This window comes from Rhodococcus sp. no. 34 (assembly GCF_054589475.1).
The window spans coordinates 340,833-363,406 of record NZ_BAAILK010000041.1; the positions used below are offsets into that span (position 1 = coordinate 340,833).

At 62.9% G+C, this 22,574-nt stretch carries 23 protein-coding genes; 8 read left to right on the plus strand and 15 right to left on the minus strand.

The genetic code is table 11. The features are described from left to right. Positions 1–58 precede the first annotated feature (58 nt). From ACYP01_RS19105 to ACYP01_RS19120, 4 genes are all read right to left on the minus strand, one after another. A complete protein-coding gene (locus ACYP01_RS19105) occupies positions 59–871 on the minus strand; it encodes a mycofactocin-coupled SDR family oxidoreductase (protein ID WP_007733124.1) in 813 nt (270 codons plus the stop codon). A 94-nt stretch (positions 872–965) separates the two neighbouring features. Next, complete coding sequence (gene treY / locus ACYP01_RS19110; protein WP_459681742.1) at positions 966–3,323, minus strand: malto-oligosyltrehalose synthase; 2,358 nt, start codon at positions 3,321–3,323, stop codon at positions 966–968. Positions 3,324–3,336: 13 nt separating this feature from the next. Beyond that, on the minus strand, positions 3,337–5,676 hold the full coding sequence (gene glgX, locus ACYP01_RS19115; RefSeq protein WP_064689174.1) for a glycogen debranching protein GlgX: 2,340 nt from the start codon (positions 5,674–5,676) through the stop codon (positions 3,337–3,339). A 57-nt stretch (positions 5,677–5,733) separates the two neighbouring features. Further along, complete coding sequence (locus ACYP01_RS19120; protein ID WP_007733120.1) at positions 5,734–7,026, minus strand: adenosylmethionine--8-amino-7-oxononanoate transaminase; 1,293 nt, start codon at positions 7,024–7,026, stop codon at positions 5,734–5,736. Positions 7,027–7,064: 38 nt separating this feature from the next. Between ACYP01_RS19120 and ACYP01_RS19125 the strand changes: the two genes are divergently transcribed. From ACYP01_RS19125 to ACYP01_RS19135, 3 genes are all read left to right on the plus strand, one after another. Beyond that, the gene (locus ACYP01_RS19125) at positions 7,065–8,210 is read left to right on the plus strand and encodes an 8-amino-7-oxononanoate synthase (protein WP_314676926.1); all 1,146 of its coding nucleotides are present in this window, start codon (positions 7,065–7,067) and stop codon (positions 8,208–8,210) included. Then, the gene (gene bioD / locus ACYP01_RS19130; protein ID WP_459681746.1) at positions 8,207–8,890 is read left to right on the plus strand and encodes a dethiobiotin synthase; all 684 of its coding nucleotides are present in this window, start codon (positions 8,207–8,209) and stop codon (positions 8,888–8,890) included. The genes ACYP01_RS19125 and bioD overlap by 4 nt, the downstream gene beginning before the upstream one ends. 187 nt (positions 8,891–9,077) lie before the next feature. Continuing rightward, entirely contained in the window at positions 9,078–10,490 is a 1,413-nt protein-coding gene (locus ACYP01_RS19135; protein ID WP_459681748.1) for a GGDEF domain-containing protein, read from the plus strand. Between the two features lie 61 nt (positions 10,491–10,551). Here ACYP01_RS19135 and ACYP01_RS19140 read toward each other — a convergent pair whose 3' ends face one another. From ACYP01_RS19140 to ACYP01_RS19170, 7 genes are all read right to left on the minus strand, one after another. After that, a complete protein-coding gene (locus tag ACYP01_RS19140) occupies positions 10,552–11,934 on the minus strand; it encodes a tripartite tricarboxylate transporter permease (RefSeq protein ID WP_459681750.1) in 1,383 nt (460 codons plus the stop codon). Continuing rightward, positions 11,931–12,422 (minus strand): hypothetical protein, encoded by a 492-nt coding sequence (locus ACYP01_RS19145; RefSeq protein ID WP_459681752.1) that lies wholly within the window; start codon positions 12,420–12,422, stop codon positions 11,931–11,933. Before ACYP01_RS19145 ends, ACYP01_RS19140 begins: the two co-directional genes overlap by 4 nt. Positions 12,423–12,498: 76 nt before the next feature. After that, a complete protein-coding gene (locus ACYP01_RS19150; protein ID WP_459681754.1) occupies positions 12,499–13,467 on the minus strand; it encodes a hydroxymethylglutaryl-CoA lyase in 969 nt (322 codons plus the stop codon). A 5-nt stretch (positions 13,468–13,472) separates the two neighbouring features. Next, complete coding sequence (locus ACYP01_RS19155) at positions 13,473–14,765, minus strand: hydroxymethylglutaryl-CoA reductase, degradative (RefSeq protein ID WP_050655329.1); 1,293 nt, start codon at positions 14,763–14,765, stop codon at positions 13,473–13,475. Positions 14,766–14,871: 106 nt separating this feature from the next. Further along, positions 14,872–16,845 carry a helix-turn-helix domain-containing protein gene (locus ACYP01_RS19160; RefSeq protein ID WP_459681757.1) on the minus strand — a complete coding sequence of 658 codons (1,974 nt, stop codon included), beginning with the start codon at positions 16,843–16,845 and terminating at the stop codon, positions 14,872–14,874. Between the two features lie 10 nt (positions 16,846–16,855). Beyond that, complete coding sequence (locus tag ACYP01_RS19165) at positions 16,856–17,371, minus strand: tail fiber domain-containing protein (RefSeq protein ID WP_030537101.1); 516 nt, start codon at positions 17,369–17,371, stop codon at positions 16,856–16,858. Then, positions 17,355–17,483, minus strand: a complete 129-nt coding sequence (locus tag ACYP01_RS19170) for a hypothetical protein (protein ID WP_003941742.1) — start codon at positions 17,481–17,483, stop codon at positions 17,355–17,357. The genes ACYP01_RS19165 and ACYP01_RS19170 overlap by 17 nt, the downstream gene beginning before the upstream one ends. A gap of 288 nt (positions 17,484–17,771) precedes the next feature. Between ACYP01_RS19170 and ACYP01_RS19175 the strand changes: the two genes are divergently transcribed. Beyond that, positions 17,772–17,936 carry a hypothetical protein gene (locus ACYP01_RS19175; RefSeq protein ID WP_003941708.1) on the plus strand — a complete coding sequence of 55 codons (165 nt, stop codon included), beginning with the start codon at positions 17,772–17,774 and terminating at the stop codon, positions 17,934–17,936. A gap of 5 nt (positions 17,937–17,941) precedes the next feature. Here the strand turns inward: ACYP01_RS19175 and ACYP01_RS19180 are convergent, their stop codons facing one another. The 3 genes from ACYP01_RS19180 to ACYP01_RS19190 form a co-directional block, all read right to left on the minus strand. After that, positions 17,942–18,316, minus strand: a complete 375-nt coding sequence (locus ACYP01_RS19180) for a VOC family protein (protein ID WP_003941681.1) — start codon at positions 18,314–18,316, stop codon at positions 17,942–17,944. Positions 18,317–18,345: 29 nt separating this feature from the next. After that, positions 18,346–18,759: a VOC family protein gene (locus tag ACYP01_RS19185; RefSeq protein ID WP_030537099.1), complete on the minus strand. Its 414-nt coding sequence runs from the start codon at positions 18,757–18,759 to the stop codon at positions 18,346–18,348. 101 nt (positions 18,760–18,860) lie between these two features. Then, on the minus strand, positions 18,861–19,433 hold the full coding sequence (locus ACYP01_RS19190; RefSeq protein WP_459681760.1) for a helix-turn-helix domain-containing protein: 573 nt from the start codon (positions 19,431–19,433) through the stop codon (positions 18,861–18,863). A 64-nt stretch (positions 19,434–19,497) separates the two neighbouring features. Here ACYP01_RS19190 and ACYP01_RS19195 point away from each other — a divergent pair, with 64 nt between their 5' ends. Both ACYP01_RS19195 and ACYP01_RS19200 read left to right on the plus strand, forming a co-directional pair. Then, on the plus strand, positions 19,498–20,211 hold the full coding sequence (locus ACYP01_RS19195) for an AzlC family ABC transporter permease (protein ID WP_459681763.1): 714 nt from the start codon (positions 19,498–19,500) through the stop codon (positions 20,209–20,211). After that, entirely contained in the window at positions 20,208–20,528 is a 321-nt protein-coding gene (locus ACYP01_RS19200) for an AzlD domain-containing protein (protein ID WP_459681765.1), read from the plus strand. Before ACYP01_RS19195 ends, ACYP01_RS19200 begins: the two co-directional genes overlap by 4 nt. Here ACYP01_RS19200 and ACYP01_RS19205 read toward each other — a convergent pair. Continuing rightward, positions 20,514–21,170, minus strand: a complete 657-nt coding sequence (locus tag ACYP01_RS19205) for a TetR/AcrR family transcriptional regulator C-terminal domain-containing protein (protein WP_065352567.1) — start codon at positions 21,168–21,170, stop codon at positions 20,514–20,516. The genes ACYP01_RS19200 and ACYP01_RS19205 overlap by 15 nt on opposite strands. 164 nt (positions 21,171–21,334) lie before the next feature. On the opposite strand from ACYP01_RS19205, the gene bioB reads away from it, so the two are divergent. Together bioB and bsaP are read left to right on the plus strand one after the other, a co-directional pair. Next, on the plus strand, positions 21,335–22,348 hold the full coding sequence (bioB, locus tag ACYP01_RS19210) for a biotin synthase BioB (RefSeq protein WP_024487821.1): 1,014 nt from the start codon (positions 21,335–21,337) through the stop codon (positions 22,346–22,348). Beyond that, the gene (gene bsaP / locus ACYP01_RS19215) at positions 22,345–22,569 is read left to right on the plus strand and encodes a biotin synthase auxiliary protein BsaP (protein ID WP_459681767.1); all 225 of its coding nucleotides are present in this window, start codon (positions 22,345–22,347) and stop codon (positions 22,567–22,569) included. The genes bioB and bsaP overlap by 4 nt, the downstream gene beginning before the upstream one ends. The last annotated feature ends 5 nt before the right edge of the window (positions 22,570–22,574 follow it).

Below are 22,574 nucleotides of genomic sequence, written 5' to 3' on the forward strand. Positions count from 1 at the left end.
CAACCGTCCTCGGGGAAGCGATATTCCCCGAGGACGGGAAAAACTCGAGAAGATTCGATCAGCGGATCAGGGTGCCCAGATCGAGCGGCATCGCGATGCCGGTGATGTGATGGGCCTCGTCGGAACCGAGGAACGCGACGGCGGCGGCGATGTCCTCCGGCTGGCTGACCGGGTCGGGCAAGGTCTGCATGAAGATCGGACCGAGTGTGTGGGCGTTGGCGTCGATGAGCGGCCGCATGTCCGTCATCTGCATTCCGGTTTCCACGCCGTGTGGGTGGATGGTGTTGACCCGAATGTTGTACTGCCCCAACTCCGAGGCCATCGTCTTGGCCAGACCGGTGATGCCGTGTTTGCTCGCGACGTAATGGCCGAGGAAGGGGAGGCCGCGCAGGCCGGCGACGGAGCTGGTGAAGATGATCGAGCCACCGGTGCCTTGCTTGATCAGGTGCGGGATCGCTGCCTTGGCGGTGTGGAAGACGCCGGTCAGGTTGACGTCGAGCGTTTCCTGCCACTGCTCGGGCGTGATCTCCCAGGACATGTTGGCAGAACAGATTCCGGCGTTCGCGACGACGACGTCAAGTCGCCCCAATTCGTCGATGCCGGCCGCGAGCGCCGCGGACAGCGCAGAGAAGTCGCGAACGTCGGTCTTGGTAGCGACAATTCGACGGTCCAGGGCCTTGACCAGTTCGACTGTCTCGGCCAGGTCGTCGTCGGTGGCGCCGGCATACGAGGTGGATTCGAATTGAACACACGCGTCGACGGCGATGATGTCTGCGCCCTCTTCTGCCAGCCGGACAGCTTCGGCGCGCCCCTGACCACGGGCGGCTCCGGTGATGAAGGCAACTTTTCCGGTGAATCGACTGGCGGCCATGCTCAAACCTCCGACTAGTGGTGACGATCTGCTCTTCGGAAGTTAGCGCGACGAAGTTCTTTTCGGGGGTGAATGCCCAGTCAGCGGAAACCGCTCAGCGCACCCTGGTCAACAGGGCACATGGCCCGGCAGCGAAGATGTCCCGCGCATCCGAAGACAAGACGGGTTGTCCGCTCAGTGCGTCGACCCATTCGCCATCTGGCAGGTCCACTCGCGTATCTCTCCAACCGTGCGACGAGAGTCTGAGCGAATGTCGCGTCGCCAGAGCAACGACCATAGGCGGATCACCTGCCGGGCCGCGCGAGAAGCCGACCAGATGACCGGATCCGGAACCTGAAGCGAAGACCGGCCGGTACTCACCGTGATCGAACCACGAGGGGTTCTCCCGCCGCAGTGTCAGTGCCGTGCGAACGAGGTGCAACTTTGCGGTACCTGTTGCGTCGATCGGCGCGGCGCCGGAATCGAGCAGTGATCGCCTCGTTCCGTAGTCGACAAGCCGCCGGTTGTCCGGATCGACCAACGAGTCCTCCCACAGCTCAGTGCCCTGGTAGACGTCGGGAACGCCGGGCCCGAGAAGTTGGAGCAGCTTTTGGCCCAGAGAGTCCGACCAGCCGTGACGCGCGATCCGGCCGACGAATTCGCTGACCGAATCACCGACCGGGCCGTCGATCACCTCGTCGATCCAGCGGTGCACTGCCGACTCGAAGTCGACGTCCGGATCGTTCCAGGAAGTTCTGGCGCCGGACTCGCGGACGGCTTTCTCCGCATAGGCGTGCAAACGCTCGCGCAGCTCTGGAACCGAGACTGCCGAGCGGCCGTCCGCCGGCCACACACCGATGATGTTCTGCCACAAGAACAATCCGGTAAGCGGATCAGGGCTGGGGCACACGTCTTCCCACTCGCGAATCAGCCGGGCCCACAGCGTCGGCACTTGAGACACAACACCGATCCGTGCCCGCACGTCCTCGCCGCGTTTGGTGTCGTGAGTGGACAGACTCGTCATCGCGCGCGGCCACCGCTTCGCTCGGTCCGCGTTGTGGAGATGGAATTCGGCGACGGAGACGGCAAGCGATGCCGGGTTGCCGCCGACTTCCTGACGTGAGACCAGGCGCGCCGTCCGATAGAAGAGTCGATCTTCGACGGACTTGGCCATGACAGCGCCACACACCTGCTGGAAGCGAACTGAGGCTTCACCGCTGTTCACCAGGGATTGCGCCAACACGTTGAACGATGGTTCATGTCCGGGAGCCAATTCGTGCATGTCGCCGACGATCCGAGCGGCCAAACCGGCGAGGGGACTGTAGTCGGATCGGTACACCGGCATCCGAGCGATCGCGACGACAACTGCGTCGTTCAGTTCGGTCTCACTGCAACGACTTCCGGTTTCGCGTCGGATTGCGCGCACGAGTCTGCGAACCTCGGGTGCAAGGTCACCGCGCCCGGTGTCGCGTTTGAACTGACGTTCGGTGTGATGCAACCACGTACTGTCCCCGTCGTCGCCGGTCAGATCTGCGGAGAGTTCGGTCAGTTCGAGTTCGGCGGCGGGATCGACGAAAATGCCGCCCAGTTGATTGAGTGCGTCGTATCCGGTGGTGCCGTCGATCGGGAGCAGCGGATCGAGTGGTTCCGTATGGCCGAGGATCTTTTCGATCACGAGCCACTGATCTGGTCCGATCAGTTCCCGCAGGCGCCCCAGATACTCCGCCGGATCGGCGAGTCCGTCCGGGTGATCGATGCGAACGCCGTCGATCAGTCCTTCGTCGACCCACGACTTCACTTGCCGATGGCAGAGTTCGAAGACTTGGGGGTCCTCTTGGCGCAGTGCAGCGAGTTCGTTGACGGCAAAGAACCGTCGGTAGTTGATGATTCCGGCGTTCCACGGTACGAGTCGGTACGACTGCCTGGAGTGGACCTCCTGTGGAGATCCGGATTCGGTGCCGGAGGCGATGGGGAAGCGGTGCTCGTAGAACGCGAGAAGTGTTTCCTCACCGTCTTTCTCGACAGTCAGTGCGTCGAGATCGTCCTGGCTGCCCAGCACCGGGAGCGAGAGTTTGCCGTCGGCTCCGTTGTCCTCGGCCCAATCGATGTCGAAGAAGTCCGCGTACTCCGACGACTGCCCGTGCGTGAGAACGTCCCACCACCAAGCATTTTCGCGAGGTTTGGCGACACCGACGTGGTTGGGGACCAGATCGACGATCAGGCCCATCCCACGTGATCGAACGGCGCGCGAGAGCTCCACCAGGGCCTCGCGGCCACCAAGTCCTTCGGACACGGTTGTCGGATCGGTGACGTCGTAGCCGTGCGTCGATCCGGACGTCGCAGTGAGGATGGGGGAGAGATAGAGATGTGAGACCCCCAATGCCTCGAAGTAGTCCACCTGTGCGGCCGCATCACGAAGAGTGAATACATCCGGTCGCAACTGCAGTCGGTAGGTGCTGGTTATCGGGGCCATGTGCACGTCTCCCTCAAGCGGTTCTGCGAAGTACCGTCAATGCTCGCGCTTTTACATCCAATGTTGTTCCGGCTTTGATCACGGTATCGCTCTCACCGGTGGGGACCGAGGTGTCGAGTACGACGGTCCATTCCGACGCGTAGTCCGCGTTGGGGGTGGAGAATTCGAGATCTTCGTAGTGGGCGTTGAAGCAGAGAAGGAACGAATCTCCCGTGACGCGCTCGCCACGGTAGTTCGGTTCCGGGATCGCGTCACCGTTGAGAAAGACAGCCAACGACTTGCCGAAACCGCTGTCCCAGTCGGCCGGAGTCATCTCTTCGCCAGACGGCGTGAGCCAGGCGATGTCGCGACTCTGATCGCCGCTTCGAATAGGTCGCCCCTCGAAGAATCGACGACGCCGGAAGACCGGGTTCTTGGCGCGCAAAGCAATTGCGCGCTTGGTGAACTCGACGAGGTCGGCGTTGGTTTCCGCGAGAGTCCAATCCATCCATGACAGTTCCGAATCCTGGCAGTAAACGTTGTTGTTACCCTGCTGAGTTCGGCCCATCTCGTCGCCGTGAGCAAGCATCGGGGTGCCCTGGCTGAGCATCAGCGTAGCCAGTATGTTCCGGCTCTGACGGCCACGCAGTTCGAGGATTTCCGGGTCGTCGGTGGGGCCTTCGACTCCGCAGTTCCACGATCGGTTGTGCGATTCGCCGTCGTTGTTGTTCTCACCGTTGGCTTCGTTGTGCTTCTCGTTGTACGAGACGAGGTCGTGCAGGGTGAAACCGTCGTGAGCGATGACGAAGTTGATGCTCGCGCCAGGGCGACGTCCGGTGGCCTCGTAGAGATCAGAGGATCCGGTGAGACGTGAGGCGAACTCCCCGAGCGTTGCCGGCTCACCACGCCAGTAGTCGCGGACGGTGTCGCGGTATTTGCCGTTCCATTCGGTCCACAGGCCAGGGAAGTTGCCGACCTGGTAACCGCCTTCGCCGACGTCCCACGGCTCGGCGATCAGCTTCACCTGACTGACGATCGGATCCTGTTGCACGAGATCGAAGAAGGCCGAAAGGCGGTCCACGTCGTGCAGTTCACGGGCGAGTGTCGAGGCGAGGTCGAAGCGGAAACCGTCGACGTGCATCTCCGTGACCCAGTACCGCAGAGAGTCCATGATCAATTGCAGCGTATGCGGATGACGGGCGTTGAGGCTGTTGCCCGTTCCGGTGTAGTCCATGTAGTGCTCTTCGTCGCCGTCGACCAGGCGGTAGTAGGCGGCATTGTCGATACCGCGGAAACTGATGGTCGGCCCCATGTGATTGCCCTCGGCGGTGTGGTTGTAGACCACGTCGAGGATCACTTCGATACCCGCCTGGTGGAAGCTGCGCACCATGGCTTTGAATTCCGCTACGGCCGCATCGGGTTTCGTGGCCGAGGAGTAGTCGGTGTGCGGAGCGAGAAAGCCGAAGGTGTTGTAACCCCAGTAGTTTCGCAGACCTTGGTCGAGAAGCACCTGATCGTGCATGAACTGGTGGACCGGCATCAGTTCGATCGCCGTGACACCCAGATCGGTGAGGTGCTCGATGATCACCGGATGAGCGAGCCCCGCGTACGTGCCGCGCAATTCCTCCGGAACTCCGGGATGCGTCGCGGTCATACCCTTGACGTGCGCTTCGTAGATGACCGTCTCGTGATACGGACGCTTCGGCGAGTGGTCGGACGCCCAATCGAAGAACGGGTTGATGACGACGGTCGACATCGTATGGCCGAGCGAATCATGTTGGGGGAAAGGGATCGTGGCGGGTTCGTCGACGAGTGGTTCCGGCTCGAAGGGTTCGGGCTCGAGGATCTCGTCCGATTCCTGATCGCCCGTGGGCGAGTCGTCTTCGAGGCCCACCTCGTCCGATTCGGCTTCCGAACTCGTGTCGTCGGTAGCCTCTTGCGGCTCCACGGCGGGAGATTCGTCGTCTCCTGAAGGTTCGGGGTCCGCCGCCGATTCGACGTCGTACGAGAACAGCGAACGGTCTCCGTCGAAGTCTCCGTCGAACGCTTTTCCGTACGGGTCCAGCAGGAGCTTGCTCGGATCGCATCGCAGACCTGCAGCCGGATCGTACGGCCCGTGTACGCGGTAGCCGTATCGCTGGCCGGGGGATACCGACGGAAGGTACGCATGCCAGACGTAACCGTCGACCTCGTCCATCCGAATGCGGGTTTCGGTTCCGTCCTTGGCGATCAGGCACAGCTCGACGGCCTCGGCGACCTCGGAGAAGAGCGAGAAATTGGTCCCCGCGCCGTCGTAGGTGGCACCGAGTGGGTACGCACTGCCAGGCCATACCGGGATGGGAGTGGCTGAGGTCTCGCTCGGCGGTTGATCCATGAATCAGACCCTATCGGGTGCAGCCGATCGAATCTCGTCGACTGTCTACGGTGCCGATCACCGTTTCGCCTGGCTGCGGGCGGTTGCAAGCATTCCGGCTGTGATCTGTTCCACCTCTGCCTCCGAACACAGGTACGGAGGCATCGCGTATACGAGGTTGCGGAACGGCCGGAGCCAGACGCCGGCGTCGACGGCTGCATCGGTCGCGCTCTGCATGTCGACCGGCTGTTCGAGTTCGATCACTCCGATTCCGCCTTTGACGCGGACGTCGACGACCCCGGGAATTGTGACGGCTTCGGCGAGGCCTCGAGCGAGGCCACGTTCGAGGGTTGCGACGTCACGCCGCCAGTCCATCGCAAGCAGAAGTTCGGTCGACGCCACCGCGACGGCGCACGCGAGTGGATTGCCCATGAAGGTGGGGCCGTGCATCAGCCCGCCGCCCTCACCGGCAGTGATGGTCTCCGCGATCTCCGTGGTGCACAGCGTTGCTGCCAGACTCATGTACCCGCCGGTCAGTGCCTTGCCGACGCACATGACGTCGGGACTGACGCCGGCGTGATCGGCGGCGAACAATTCTCCGGTGCGTCCGAATCCGGTCGCGATTTCGTCGAAGACCAGGAGGACTTGGTACTTGTCGCAGAGGTTACGCAGGTCGATCAGGTACGCGGGATCGTGGAAACGCATTCCGCCGGCGCCTTGGACCACCGGTTCCACGATCACCGCTGCGAGGTGCTCGTGATGCTCGGCCAAGAGCGATTCCAACTCCTGCACGTATTCGGGGAGATAGCCCGCCGGGGGAGCCTGCGCGAAGACCTGAGGGCGCAGGACGTCGGTCCAGAGAGAATGCATGCCGCCGTCGGGATCGCAGACGCTCATGGGGGTGAAGGTGTCACCGTGGTATCCGCCGCGCCAGGTCATCAAACGATTCTTCGACGGCTTTCCGAGGCTCCGCCAGTACTGCAGGCACATCTTCACTGCGACTTCGACGGCCACCGAACCGGAGTCGGAGAGGAACACCTTGTCGAGGTGGGGTGGTGTGATGTCGACGAGCAGCCGCCCGAGGCGAGCGGCGGGTTCGTGTGTCAGTCCGCCGAACATGACATGGCTCATCTTGCCGAGCTGCCGTGCGGCGGCGGTGTCGAGCACGGGATTGCGGTAGCCGTGAATGGCGGCCCACCACGAGCTCATCCCGTCGACCAATCGGCGGCCGTCGGAGAGCGTCAGGGTAGCCCCCTGCGCAGAGTCGACGATCAGCGGACGAGTCGACGCGGGAAACGATCCGTACGGATGCCAGAGGACATCGGCATCGATGGCGGAGACGTCATGGGGATCAAGTCCGGTTGTGAGCACGGATGCACCCTAACCATTGAGTTGAACGGTGTTCAAGTATGGTCGGAAAAGTGAACACCTCGCTGAATTGGCTGACGGCCGTCGAAGCGGACCGCAGGGCCGCTGGACTGCGCCGCGAACTCCGTCCTCGCACGGTCGACTCCCCGTTGATCGACCTGGCGTCGAACGATTACCTCGGACTCGTGCGGCACCCCGATGTGATCGAGGGTGCCACGGCGGCTCTGCGCCGTTGGGGCGCGGGCGCCACGGGCTCGCGTCTGGTCACCGGCACCACCACCGAACACGAACTGCTCGAAGTCGAACTGGCCGAGTTCGTCGGGGCGGACTCCGGACTTGTCTTCTCCTCCGGTTACACAGCCAATCTCGGCGCGGTGACGGCGCTCTCGGGTCCAGGGGCGTTGATCGTCTCCGATGCGGGATCGCATGCCTCGCTGGTGGATGCCTGCCGCCTGTCACGTGCTCGGGTTGCCGTTGCTCCGCATTCGGACGTGGGCTTTCTCGCCGACACGTTGCGCAGCAGAGTGGAAGAGCGAGCGCTGGTCGTCACGGATTCGGTCTTCAGCGCCGACGGAGACCTCGCGCCGCTGCGGGAGATGCATCAGGTGTGCCGCGAGTTCGGGGCGATCCTGCTGGTCGACGAGGCGCATGGCATCGGTGTGCGCGGTGCCGGTGGACGTGGACTCGTACACGAGTCGGGCCTGGCGGGTGAACCTGACGTCGTCGTGACGGCAACACTGTCCAAGTCGCTCGCCAGCCAGGGCGGAGTTGTGCTCGGTGACAACAAGATCCGCGCGCATCTCATCGACGCGGCAAGAACGTTCATCTTCGACACCGGTCTCGCACCGGCCGCCGTAGGCGCGGCCAGGGCTGCACTCGCAGTACTCCAGCGTGAGCCGACGCGAGCGCTCGACGTCCTGGCCCGGGCATCCGAGCTGGCGGACGTCACCGGTGCTCCGTCGCCTGAATCTGCTGTCGTCTCAGTCGTTCTCGGTGATCCGCAACGGGCGTTCGATGCCGCGTCCGCGTGCCGGGACCAGGGACTGCACGTCGGATGCTTCCGCCCGCCGTCGGTTCCGGAAGGAACGTCACGGCTGCGTCTGACAGCACGAGCGACGCTGTCTCCTTCCGAGATGGAGCAGATCTCACTCGTACTTCGCGAGGTATTGGCAGGTGCCCGCGCATGAGTATTCTCCTGGTGACCGGCACGTCGACCGACGTCGGAAAAACAGTGGTGACGGCAGCGCTGGCATCGCTCGCCCTGCAGTCGGGAAAGTCGGTTGCGGTGCTCAAACCGGCCCAGACCGGCGTCGACGTGGACGGTGCGGGTGATCTGGCCGAGATCGAGCGTCTGACCGGCGGCGGTGCGACGTTGGTCGAGTTGGCGCGGTACCCCGAACCTTTGGCGCCGGATACTGCTGCACGTCGAAGTGGTCTCCCGTTGTTGGCGCTCGACGACGTGGTTCGGGTCGCCTCCGACCTTGACACCACCCACGACCTGACCCTGATCGAAGGCGCCGGCGGCTTGCTGGTCGGCTTGGGCGTCGACGGGTTCACCGCTCGCGATCTTGCCGCGGCTCTGGCAGCGCCAGTGGTGCTGGTGGTTGCGTCCGGCCTGGGCACGCTCAATCACACCGCACTGACCGTGGAAGCCCTACGTGCATCCGGCGTGGACTGCGCCGGGTTGGTGATCGGTTCGTGGCCGCAGGAACCGGACCTCGCCGAGAGATGCAATCGCGAGGATCTGGTCTCGGTCAGCGGTGTTCCCCTTCTCGGGGTAATGCCTGCCGGAAGTGGAGGCGCGAGTGTCCGAGAGTTTGCTCGCACCGCTTCGATCACGCTCGGTGAACTTCATTTGACCAACTGACGACGTAACATCCGATTTGTCCTCATCGATAGCCAAGGCACAGTGGGGCGCCTTGGGTTTCGACGTCCCTCGCGTACGATTCCGGTCGGTATATTTCGACGGGTGTCTTGCGGCGACCCTGCATCCGGGGCGCCTTGGTCACCGATAGTGGTTGTCGAATTGTGAGTAGGTCAGTCGAATGTAGGTGGTGAGCACGGTCGAAAAGTCGTTGTCGTCATCGGCCGTACGTCGCGCACTGCTTATCGGCGTAGTCGTCATCGTCTCGTGCCTGGTCGGAATTCTGAGCCGTCTGCCGGGCACGCTTGCAGTCTTCTGGCCGGCCAACGCGCTGCTACTCGGGATCCTATTTCGGTCGCCGCGTTCCGCCACATTGCTCACCTGGATCTGCGTCGTAGTCGGTTATGTCGGAGCCGACCTGATCACCGGTGGGGCATGGGAGTCCACGGTGTGGCTCAACGCGGCCAACATCGTCGGGGTTGCGAGCGGCTTCTACGCCTTTCGCTGGGTCGACAGTGAGGACCGTCGACTGACCAGTATTCAGTCCGTCGGCTATCTCGTGTCGATGACTGTCGCCGCCGCGTCGATGGCGGCGCTCGTGGGCGGTATCGCGAACCGCGTGCTGTTCGGCGGGCAGTGGTGGGACGGCTGGTTGCTCTGGTTCTCGAGTGAGTTCGTCAACTACATGACCATCGTCCCCTTGGTGCTGACATTCCCTTCGCTTCGACGAGTGGATCGGGAACCGAAAGCTGTTGCCACGCTTCTGCGTCGATCAGTCGTTCCGACGGCGCTGCTGGCCGTCTGCATCATCTTGGAGTGGGTGATAGGCGGTGCCGGAGCGATCGCGTTTGCCATGCCGGCGCTGGTGACTGCAGCCTTGCTCACCAATGTTTTTGTCACGTCGGTGCTCACAGCTGTGTCAACTGCCTGGACGTTGGTACTGACGGCCGACGGCCATCTCGGATTGTCCAGCGAGGGCGTCTCGCCGGTCAGCGCGTCGGTCCAGATCGGATTGTCGCTACTGGCGGTAGCGCCGATCGCGGTGGCCTGCGTGATCCTCGAGCGTCGCCGCGCGCTCGAGGCACTCACCCAGGCCGTCACCCACGACGATCTGACCGGTGCGTTGCGCCGGGACGAATTCTTGCGGCGAGGCGGCAGCGTGACGGGTGCGACCGATCCGCGTCGCCACTCTGGACGTCCGGTCAGCGTCCTGATGATGGATCTGGATCACTTCAAGATGGTGAACGACAACCTCGGTCATCGTGCCGGCGATACAGCGTTGGTGAGTTTTGCCGATCAGGTGCGGCGGCACCTCGATGACAAGCATCTCTTCGCCCGATTGGGCGGCGAGGAGTTCGTCGTACTGATGGCCGGTGTCGATCTCGAGGGTGCGACCGAAACAGCCGAGATGATTCGACGCGCGCAAGCGGAGAATTCGTCGGCAGTATTGGGCGACTTCGGGCCGACGGTCAGCATCGGTGTCGCGTGTTCACCCCACGGCGACGCAGACCTGACGCAATTGGTCGATTGCGCTGACGAGGCGTTGTATCGAGCGAAGAAGTTGGACCGCAATCGAACCGTGGCGCTCACGGTCGGTAGCTGAAGAAATACGTGCGGACCCGCAGTTTGTTGCGGGTCCGCACGTGGTGGTGGAGTCGACCGATTCAGAACAGATTGATCAGGGCAGGAACACTGAACAGCGCTACGTAGTAACCCATGAACAGAACTCCGCCGTGAATCTTGAACAGGCGCCCGAGAAGACCACCGACCAGGCCGACCGTCACGGTGATCAGAAGCCCGAGGATGCCGCCCTCCCAGATGCTGATGACCACGACCAGTCCCGTGAACACCGCGATCACAGCTTCGTGACTGATGTGCTTGACCACCGCTGACGCAGCGCGGTACGCGTAGTTCATGGCAAACGGGTATGCGATGACCGTCGCCGTGACCACTGCGAGCAGTCCGTAGAGCAGGAACTCCCACTGCGTCAGGTACGTGGAGAGATTGTTGATCACTCCGGTTTCCTGATTGGTCTCGAACACCGGTGGAGCGTTGAACAGAGGGGCTGCGGGGCCTGCCGCGAGCGGGCTGAGCGGAAGGCCGAAAGCGACGAGTGGGATGAGGGTTTCCGCGATGTAGGTGGATTCCGTCGTACCGTTCTTCGCCGAGACCATTGTGGTCAGTCGGTGATAGCCGTTCTTGATCCGCGCACCTACCAGCTCACCCATCAGAACAGTCATGGCGACCGGGCTGAAGACGAAGGTTGCGCTCGACACCGTGGAAGCGGCGGCGGTGTAACCGATCTGCTTGCGATCGAGGACCTTCAGAGGATTGGGGAAGTATCCCTTCCATCCTTTGATGTCCGGGGCCAATGCAACGGTTTTGGGTTCACTGCGTTCCATGTCCTTACGGCTAGACGGGCCCAAGGTCAATGCGAGGTCCGCGATCAGCGGCCCGACTGCGATCGCAAGGAAGTAGCTGATGTTCAGCGACACATCGTAATTCGACGTCAACGCGCGGGCGCCGAGGATCAAGATCACGAAGGGAACGAGGGCGACAAGCCCGGCCCAGCGGCCTGGTGAGGCGTAGGCGATGCCGATGGCGGCGACCAGGAACAGCCACGGTGCTATCGACTGAACGGTGTCCGCGAACGGCGCGAGGATGGTCGCGAACAAAACGGCAACCGGCACAGCGACGAACGCCGAGATCACTGCTCCCGAGATCGCCTTGCGGAGTGCGATGTGCGGGATGCCGAGTGAGCGCATCATCTGCGCTTCCGGCAAGAGTGGAATCGCCATCGTGTCGCCGGGAATGCCCAGCAGCATCGTCGGCACCGCGTGCGTCATGTGTTTGGCGATCGCACCGGAGAGGAAGAACGTGAAGACCGCCGCCGGGGGAGCGCCGAGCAGAATCACGAGCAGAGTCAGCGGTGCGATCGTGGCGGTCTCGTCCGTGCCGGAGATCAATCCGATGAACGTGAACGCGACGGCACCGATGATGCCGAAGAGAACGGCAATCAGAATTTCGTTGGTCAGAACCGAACTCATGCGCGCCCACCGTCCTCCGGTGTGTTCGAGACCCGTGCGTGCTCGGCCTCGGCAGCGGCGAAGTGGTCGTACAGACCCAGCTCGCGAAGTTCCTGTCGGCTCTGCTCCGGAATGTCGGCGAGAGTGCCCAGACCCTGGCGCTGTTCACTCATCGTCGTGATGACACCGTCGATCGACTCCGCGTCGGCGGCGGCCAAGGCGACTATCCGCTTCGGCTTGATGAAGATTCCGCAGACCACGCCGGCGAGCAGGCAGGCCGCGATGCCGACCAGCAGGCTGTACGCCTGGGCCAACGAAGGTTCGCTGACGACCCGTTCGAACAGTGCCTGGGCCGCGAGAAGGGCCGAGGCGCCGACGACACTGCCGACTGCAACGGAGATCGCGAGGTGTCGACCGTTGACGGTGTCGCCCCAGACTTCGAGGTATGTCTGCTGCTCGGTCGGCTCGGTTGTGGTGGTCGGCGTCGTTGCCGGCTGCGGTGGTGACATCAGTCTTCTCCAGTGTCATGCATGGCGGGGTCGTACAGGGAGGGGCTTGCGAGATGAGGGGCTTGCGTTGCGGGTGTCAGGTGCGTGCTGCGCGGAGGGCGGTGACAACTCGGGACGGGCTCGAGTGGCCGATCTGTTCGGCCATCCAGCTGCTTGTATCGGTGAGCGAATCCAGGTCGATGCCGGTGTCGATCCCGAGGCCGTGGAGCATCCACACCAGATCCTCGGTGGCGAGATTTCCGGTCGCGCCCTTGGCATATGGGCACCGTCCGAGACCACCTGCGGAACTGTCGAATTCGGATACCCCAGCGGTCAACGACGCATAGACGTTCGACAGCGCCTGGCCGTAGGTGTCGTGAAAGTGCATGGCGATCTGCGATGTGGGGATGCCACGTTCTCGGAGGGCGCCGAGCAAAGCGAGCACATGGCCAGGTGTGCCGACGCCGATGGTGTCGCCGAGTGAGAGTGACGTGACACCGCTGTCGATCAGGGTCTTTGCGATGTCGGCGACACGCTCGACGGGCACGGAGCCTTCCCAGGGGTCGCCGAAGCACATGGAGATGTAGCCGCGGACGGGAAGTCCCAGGGCTCGGGCGGCCGCAGTGACCTCGGCAGCCGCGGCGATCGCGCCGTCCACCGTGGAATTGAGGTTGCGTTTCGCGAATTCCTTTGTGGCGCTGACGAATACTGCAACCTCGCTCGCTCCGGCGGCGACGGCCCGCTCGAGACCCTTGCGGTTCGGGACAAGAACGACCGTACGTACCGAGTCCGGCAGGTGCAGCCGACCCATCAATTCTTCCGCGTCCGCAAGTTGCGGGATCCATCGAGGTGAGACGAAACTCGTCAATTCGACAGTGCGAGAGCCGGCCGCGACCAGGCGTTCGATGAACTGGGCTTTCGTCTCGGTCGGGATCACCGCTGTTTCCGCTTGAAGTCCGTCGCGTGGCCCGACTTCGTAGATCCGGACCGAGGTCGGCAGCCCCGGCGCCGGCACTCGATGAGGCGCCGGCTTCCACACCGGTGATCCTGCAACTGTTTCGGTCATTGTCGTCAGTTTCCGCCGCGGATCTCGGCGAGAACCTTCTCGGCATGCTCGACGCGAATGCTCTTGTCCGCGATCAGGCGTGCAACCACGGCGTCGATCTCGCTCTTCTGCGCTCCGGCGGTGGCAGCGATGTTGCGGGCGTGCAGCCCCATGTGTCCGCGCTGGACACCCTCACTGGCCAGAACGCGGACAGCAGCCAGGTTCTGCGCCAGGCCGACTGCCAGAATGATGCCGGCGAGTTCTTCGGCGCTCTCGACGCCGAGCATCTTGATTGCGGCCTGCGCTACCGGGTGCACCTTGGTGGCGCCGCCGACGAGGCCGACCGGCATGGGTAGCTCGAGGGTGCCGACGATGTTGCCGTCGGCATTCTTCTCGAAATGCGAGAGTGAGGAGTAGATTCCGTCGGCGTTGACTGCATGGGAATGGCACCCGGCTTCGACTGCGCGCGTGTCGTTTCCGGTTGCCAACACCACGGCGCTGATGCCGTTCATTATGCCCTTGTTGTGTGTCGCGGCGCGGTAGGGATCCAGCTCTGCCAAGCGTGCGGCATGGATCAGGTTGTCCACAACCTCTGCGCCGCCGATCAATTCGGCGTCGAACACGGCACGAACGCGCGTCAGCCGCAGATCGGCCTTGTTGGTGAGGATGCGCAGGACGACGTGTCCGCCGCCGATCTCGGCTACTCGATCCGCGATTGCCTCTGCCATCGTGTTGACTGCGTTGGCGCCCATCGCATCTCGTACGTCGACATGAAGGTGGAGGACGACGTAGGCGGCCTTGTCCGAGGACACGATGCGAACCGAAATGTCCTTCACGCCACCCCCGACGCTGACCAGCTTCGGGTCCTGCTCGTTGGCGAGTGCAATGATTTCTTCACGTGCCTCGAGGAGTCGGATGCGGGCAGCTGCCGGATCCACGACGTCGACGAGTTGAATCTGGGCTTGCATGATCGGCTGCGTGCTCGAGACGTGAAAGCCCCCGAGTCCGCGTGCGATGCGAGCAGCGTTACTCGCGGCGGCGACCACCGACGGCTCCTCGGTGGCGAGGGGGATCAGGTAGTCCGTGCCGTTGATCGTGAAGTTGGTGGCCACGCCGACCGGGATGCCGATGACGCCGAGGACGTTCTCGACCATGCGATCGGCCTGGTCGATGGTGAGGCCGTCGGCAGCGTCGTAGACCGCGATGTCTGCTTCGGTCAGGTCGGTCTGGCGGACGATCTCGGCGCGTCGTGCGGCGACGTCGTAGGACCGGAAATCGGCGATGCGGCTGTTGGTTGATCGGCTGCTGGTTGATGACACGGGGGGTCGTCCTCCTGAAGTGGTTCTGTGCTCCGCTTCACAGTAGGGAGGTTGATGCCTGCCAGACCACGTGCTCACAACACATCGATCGGACGAAATTGTAGTGTCATGCACCATCGCCGCTGTCGTTGATGTCGCTTCCACCCTCTTCGGCTCCCACTTCTCGAAGTTCGTCGAGCCTCGTCGCCATGGACACGCGAAAGAAGTTCTCGTCTTCACGCCACGAGTGACCGAGGAGCGTGCGGATGCGGTCGAGTCGCTGAACGACGGTGTTCGGGTGGTAGTTGAGTGCGCGGGCAGCCTTGGTCGGGCTGCCGTCGTTGCGGACCAGAGCCCGAAGGGTCGCCGTGAGATCGGTGTCCTTGTCACGGTCGTAGGCGAGTACCGGGCCGATTACTTCGTCGACGAATTGATGGAGTGATTCCGGATTCTCGCCGAACAGAACGGTGTACGGCAGGTACGACGCAGTCGTGACCGCGCCGTCGGTCTTGCCCAACGCCGACAGTAGGCGGGCGGTGCGCAGCGCCGAGGTGAAGCGCGCCGGGAGCTCTTCGGGGCGCTCCGCCGTTGCCGGCGCAATGACTACTGCGTGGGGTCCTACCGAACCGGTGATCTGGCGGTGAACGACGGTCGCCGCAGCTGCCGGGTTTCCCGAGCGCGAGACCACCGCGATCAATCCGGCGTGCTGCGACGCCAAAGCTCCGACCGGCAGACTCTGCCCGATTGCACGGAGCGTCGCGGTGCGGAGTTCCGGAGCGACCGACACCACGAGGACGGTGTCGAGTTCGCCGAGGGAGATACCGAGGTTGCGAGTCCGACGTTCGAGATCGCGCCTCCGCTCGGGCGCACTGCTCAACAGGTCGGCGACCAGTTCGTCACGTGCGCGCCGATCCGCTGCTGCTGCCGCCGAGTGTTGCAACACGAGAATCGCTGTAACCTGAGCTGCCCGTTCCACGGTCCTGAGTTCGACGGGTCCGATCGGCGCGTCCGATCGATTCAGCAAGATCGCCCCGAGGAATGATTCTCCGGCGGTGACGGCGCTGACGAGTTGGATCACGGTCTCGCTGTTATCGGCGACAAACGTGCATCGGCCACTGCGGCGACTCTGGTCGATGGCATCGGACACGGCGCGAGGTAGCGACAACGGCACCGTCGTGATCTGCTCACCCGACGATGTGACGAGAGGGCGTAGCTCACTGTCGACGACGACGGTGCTGCGCTCGAGAGAGCTGCTGAGAGTTCGTGCAACCTGGGCGTATCCGCCGCCGCGGAGAACGGCGTGGATCAGATCCTGGTGGACGACGTTCGATTTGTCCCGCGCGGACACGTGCTCGCGCAGCTCGTCGAGTGCTCTCCCGGTCTCGGCAGCGGATTCCTCGGCGCGGTCGAGTGCCCGCGCGGTTTGCAGGACCACCGAGGCGTGATCAGCCAGCGCCGAGAGCAGGGCGATCTGATCTGCGGTAAAACGCCGTTCCCGACGGTCGGCGGCAAACAGGACTCCGAGGATCTGGCCGTCGGAGAGCATCGGCACGCCGAGAATCGCCACCAGACCCTCGGCGACGATCGCGGCATCGACCACTTCGTCATGGCGCGACTGCGTGTAGTCGCTGTAGTTCTGAACCCATTGGGCTGCTCGAGATTCGGCAATCGCGCTGACCAGTCCCGCGCCGGCAGGAACTTGCAGATGCTGGAGTTCCGGCGAGACCGCGCCGGCCGTCTTTCGAACATTCAGGTCACGAGTGATCACGTCGAACTCGGACAGGTACGTGACGTCGGTGCCCATGATGTCGTGTGCGCGGTTGACCAGCCTCTGCAGCAGTGTGTCCACGTCGCGAACCTGCGCGAGCTCACGTGCACTCGAATAGAGAACCGCCAATTCGTTCTCGCGACGGCGAAGTCGCCGAAATTCCGACCGACTGGCCCGGATGCGGGCCGCGGTCTCCGCGACCTCCGTTGCGCCAAAGCCGAATTCGGCAAGTACCTGTTCGACATGTTCGTCGCCGACTGCATCGGACGTCACGTCGAACAGCGCGGCAATCACGTTGGGCGCTGAGTCGGAGTCTGAATCAGGGGCGGTCACACCGAACAAACTACAGACCGGTGGATCCACCGAATTCGTCGAGCGGTGTGGATATGTGATTGTTGTTTGTTTCCAATGCATTCCGAGTCGTGCTCGTGTCTCCCGTTTCCCGTCTCAGTCTGTTCACGTCCTTCTCGAGCGCGCTGACTTCTGTCTCGAGGGCACTGATTTTGCGGTTCAACGCTTGGATGCTCGCCATGCAGACGCCGTTCGCGTCGACGGCGGAGATCCGGCGGGCGTTGGATCCCAAGCCGAAAATCGCCGCAAAGTCTTGCGCCATCGGACCCAGGTGACGGACCGACTTGTGGTCGAATCCGTAACTCCACGTACTTATTCGGAGTGCCGTCAACCGGTCGAGCACGTCCTGCGCGCTCGTCGGAACATCTACGCCGGTATGCACGCCACGTCGATGCGCGGCCCGTGCGAACACCCACTGCGCGGGGTGTCGCATCGCGGCGTTCACCCGAATACCGACCCGAGTGCCCAAAAATTCAGTGCGCTCGCCCTCGTCAGGCGGTGAGTTCACGTCGTGCGGTTTTGACGGTCTTGTCGCTCAGCAGAATTCCCGCTCCTGCGCCGAGCAGTCCGAGGCCGATTCCGACAGCGGCGCTGCCGAGGCCCAAAGCAATTCCCAACATGATTCCTCCAAAAATTGTGCGGTGAATTGAGGGGCCAGGTGTCCGACGAAAGTGCTGCCGACCTGCTCCGCGCTCATCTTTCACATTGCTCCGCCGTGCGGGCGATGACAACCCGTCTGGACCGAATTTCTCGTGGAAAACACAGGCGTGCAACACTGGGTGAAGAACTGCTGAGTCATCGGCGTCTTGTCGGCGCCGTACGGGCGGCAGTAATTGAGTAGCCATCGACCGATCTCTAACGCAGGTTTATCTGCGCGCGGCAACGATGACCAGGCAAAAGGGTGGCATGTGAACGAATCGAGCAGTGGCTTGTTTTCCGACCTCAGCGCGTCGGAGCCCGTTGTCGACGCGAAAAGCGCCGAGCAACTGGCTGCCGAGCGTGAAACTGCGGCAGCAGAACGCTCCAACACCGACACCGCTGAACAGCGGCAGTCGCAGCTGTTCAGCGGTTAAGCGCGTCAGGACTCCTTGATCACCGACAGAACATTGCCGGCGGGATCGGTGAACCAGGCGATGTCGGGGCCGTTGCCACGCATGATGCCTCGCGCATCCTGGGGGAATCCGTCGTATTTGAGAAACTCCACGCCACGTGCGGTCAGTTGGTCGACGGTTGTGTCGATGTCGTCGACGACGAAGTTGAGAATCGTGTAGGTCGCCGCTTCGTGATTCGGCTTCGGATAAACGAGGATCTCGGTTCCGCCGGCAATATGTAGGCGAATCAGTCCCATGTCTTCGTCGGTTACTTTCAACCCGAGTGTTTCGCCGTAGAACTTCTTTGCAGAGTCGATGTCTGTCACCGAAAATCCGCTGAATGCTTTCGTGTCTGTAAGCATGACTATCTCCGTTCCCAGCGGTTGCCGGACTAGGTGGTTTGGGAATCCGTCATTCCGGATTCCATCTCGGCCCTGGCTTCCTCGCTGAACTCGATGATCTGAACGTAGTTTCCGTCGGGGTCGATCGCGGTGGCGAACAAACTGCCCCCGCGGTCTTCGAGTGGAGCGTGCCATTTTCCGCCGAGCGCATCGATGCGCTGTGCGATCGACCGGGCGTCGTCGGTCTCGACGTTGAGGAACATGCGACCCGGCTGGGGGTTGGTCTCGCCGACGTCGTCGCGTCTGTCGAGCATCACGTAGAAACCGTTGAAGTCGAGCACGTCGTAGCCGGGTTCGCCGGGAGTCCGGTCGACCTTCGGGGCGAACGCCTCGGCGTACCAGTCGCGCAAGCGTTCGGGGTCGGTGCTCGAGAGCAAAATGCTGCTGATGCTGGATCCGGACATGGGTCCTCCTGCTGTCGGTCGTTACTGTCGTCGGCAATCGAGGCTCTGGCCACATCACCTCCCAGATACAGACTTCCCGCAGCGGCGAAACTCATCGCGGCTCAGGTGTGTTCCGACACCAAGATCGCTGTCGTCCCTGGTTCGAGCGCCCGAAAGATGTGCTCCTCGTCGCCGGGATAAGCAAGATAGTCGCCCGGTCCGAGTTCGATCGGATTTGCAGTGGGCCCGACCTCCGCCCGTCCGGTGCCGATCACGACGTGTTCGGTGGTGCCGCGTGCATGCGGAGTGGAAATACGCGGCTCGCCCGGTTCGGCGACTATCCGATACAGATCGCGTCGTGCGTTCGGTGGGCTCGGCGCCAAGAGCGTCGCGATGTACGACGCGTTTGTCGACGCAATCGCGGGACCTTCTCCGGCTCGAATCAACTGAACGGTCTGTGCCTGAGAGTCGACGAGTTGTGAGAACGGCACACCCAATGCGTTTCCGAGTGCCCACAGAGTTTCGAGGCTCGGATTTCCGAGTCCGGATTCGAGTTGGGAGAGTGTGGACTTGGCGATATCGGCGCGCCGGGCGACCTCCGAAAGGCTCAAGCCCGCTCGGGTGCGCTCGCGTTTGAGTGCGACGGCGACCAGTTTCTGAGGAGTCTCCGCTGTATCCGTTTCATTACTGGGCATCGTTCGATTCTCCGATCGATCGTTCTACTTGACGAACGGTGTCACTTCGTTCAACATAGAATACATGCGTTCTTTATGGCGAACAGTTGATCGAGACACGGTTCGGGTGAGCGTGCTGATCTGTCTCTCCGTGGCCATCGTCGGTGTGTCCTACGGTGTGACGGCAGGATCGGCTGGATTCTCGTTGTGGCAGCTTTTGGCGTTGGCTGTACTCGTTCTGGGAGCGTCTTCGGAGTTCTTGTTCATCGGAATCATCGCGGCCGGAGGCGGCGCCGTCGCTGCAGTTGTAGCCGGCTTGCTGATCAACTCCCGAAACTTCGCCTACGGATTGGCAGCGGGATCTTTTCTCGGCGAGGCTCGCCACACGGATTCAGGCTGGCGCAGGGGCTCGGGCTGGCGCAAGTTGGTCGGCGCGCACCTGGTCAACGACGAAAGCGTCGCGGTTGCCATGGCGCAGGAATCGGTGGAGCGCAAGCGTGCGGCTTTTTGGTTCTGTGGGATCGGGATCGCGGTGTCGTGGCCGATCGGAGCGCTGCTGGGCGGGCTGCTCGGCAGTGTCGTCCAAGATCCGGCCGCGTTGGGATTGGATGCCGCTTTTCCGGTTGTCATTCTGGCCCTTGTCCTGCCCGCGTTGAGGGAAAAGGTGACGCTGCTTGCCGCCCTGATCGGTGCAGCAGTCGCGGTGTCCACGTCGCCGTTCCTGCCGTCGGGTACCGCTCCGCTCGTAGCGCTGCTGAGTATCGCGGTGACGATCCCGTTCCGGGAGAAGGTTCGATGAATACCGCATCGGTCTGGATCGGTATTGTCGTGTTCGCTTGCGGTTCTTACGCTTTGCGGGCAAGTGGCGTTCTGCTCCGCGCTCGGGTGAAGCTTTCGGTTTTTGCCGAGAAAACCCTCGATCGTGCTGTCGTGGTGCTGCTGCTCGCAGTGGTTGTGACATCGACGGTCTTCACCGGGCATGACGTTGCGGGGCCGGCGCGGATGCTCGGCGTGGTGGCCGGAGGCATCTGCGCCTGGTTCAAGGCGCCGTTGGTAATGGTGGTGATTGTCGCGGCCGGCACTACTGCAGTACTCCGACTGTCAGGAGTGTCGTAGAGCCGATTCGGTGCGCGTTGAATGTGTGGTCGAATTCAGGCGAGTGCGGATGCCGTCGATGAACAGGTCCAGGCCGAACTGGAAGCGCACTGTCGGATCGCCATCGAGGAGGTCCTCGTCGGAACCGCCGCCGATCACCTCGGGGGAGTCGGGGGAAATGGGTGCTCGGGTAAGTGCCCCCATTTCTTCCATCTGCGCTCGGGACTGCTCGTCGACGGTGTGGCCGAGTACGTAATACAGCAGGGCATACGCCGCGAGTTGGGCGTGCTCGCGTGAGAGACCGGATTCTTGCCCGGCTTGTACGAAATGCTCGCGCACCTTGCTGCTTGTCATCCGCGAGGCGAAGGTGGCGCTGACCAACTCGGCGCCGTCGCGGTGCGCCAGTAGGGCAGACCGAAGTCTGTGTGCCAGTTCCGAATACGCTTCTTGCCACGTGTCTGCGTCGACGGGGGCGTCGAGGTCTTCGAGGATCTTGTCGACGACCGCGCCCAGCAAGGTCTGTTTGTTCGGGAAGTGCCAGTACAGGGCGCCGGGTTGGACACCTAGTGAGGTTGCGAGCCTGCGCATCGTGAGGTCGGCAAGTCCGAACTCGTCGAGTATCGCCATGGCGCCGTCCAGCACGTCGCCGCGTCGCAACTGCACTTGTCGTTCCCCTCGTTTCGTCCCGCTGTGGAGCGCTCTCGATCGAATGTCGATCGGACCCGCCTTTGACAGTATTCCACCGCGTCTCTAACGTGAACACCGTTCAACTTGTACGGTGTTCAATTTTGCTGGTTTCGAAGGAGACGTCTGTGACCCCGCCCCCGATTAGCACGGCCCCTGCGACGGTCGACATCCTCGACCAGGCGCGCGAGCAAGTTCTCGAAAGAGGAGTTGGCCTGACCGAAAGCCAGGTGCTCGACGTACTCCGACTCGACGACGACAGGCTCGAAGACCTGCTGGCTCTCGCCCACGATGTGCGTATGAAGTGGTGTGGACCGGAGGTCGAGGTCGAGGGCATCATCAGCCTGAAGACGGGCGGCTGCCCTGAGGACTGCCATTTCTGCTCGCAGTCCGGACTCTTCCAGTCGCCGGTTCGCGCGGCGTGGTTGGACATCCCGAGCTTGGTGGAAGCTGCCAAGCAGACTGCGAAGTCGGGCGCTACCGAGTTCTGCATCGTGGCCGCCGTCCGCGGACCCGACGCCCGGTTGCTCGCTCAGGTTGCCGCAGGCATCGAGGCGATCCGCAACGAGGTCGACATCCAGATCGCCTGCTCGCTCGGCATGCTCACCCAGGAGCAGGTCGACCAACTGGCCGCCATGGGTGTGCACCGGTACAACCACAACTTGGAAACTTCGAAGTCGCATTTCCCGAACGTCGTGACCACGCATTCGTGGGAAGAGCGGTGGAACACGCTTCGGATGGTTCGCGAAGCAGGCATGGAAGTGTGCTGCGGCGGAATCCTCGGCATGGGTGAATCGCTGGAGCAGCGCGCAGAATTCGCGGCCAACCTGGCTGAACTGGAGCCGGACGAGGTCCCGCTCAACTTCCTCAACCCGCGTCCGGGCACCCCGTTCGGTGATCTGGACGTGCTGCCCGCCAGCGAGGCGCTCAAGTCCGTGGCGGCATTCCGTCTCGCGCTGCCTCGCACGATCTTGCGCTTCGCGGGTGGACGCGAGATCACTCTCGGCGACCTGGGTGCCAAGCAGGGCATCCTCGGCGGAATCAACGCCGTGATCGTCGGCAACTATCTGACGACCCTCGGACGTCCCGCCGAGAAGGATCTGGATTTGTTGGTGGATCTGCAGATGCCGATCAAAGCACTGAACGACACTCTGTGAGCACTCCGGTGACCGAGGAGCGGTACAACCCGTTCACCGGGCGTCGGTTCGTCGACGGCGTCGACGATCCGACGCCGACTGCGGCGTCGATGGGGCTCGAGCCTCCTCGCTTCTGCGAGCAGTGCGGGCGCCGCATGATCGTTCAGGTCAGCCCTGACGGATGGTGGGCGAAATGCTCCCGACACGGTGTCGTCGACTCGATCGACGTCGCCCGCAGGTAGCGTCA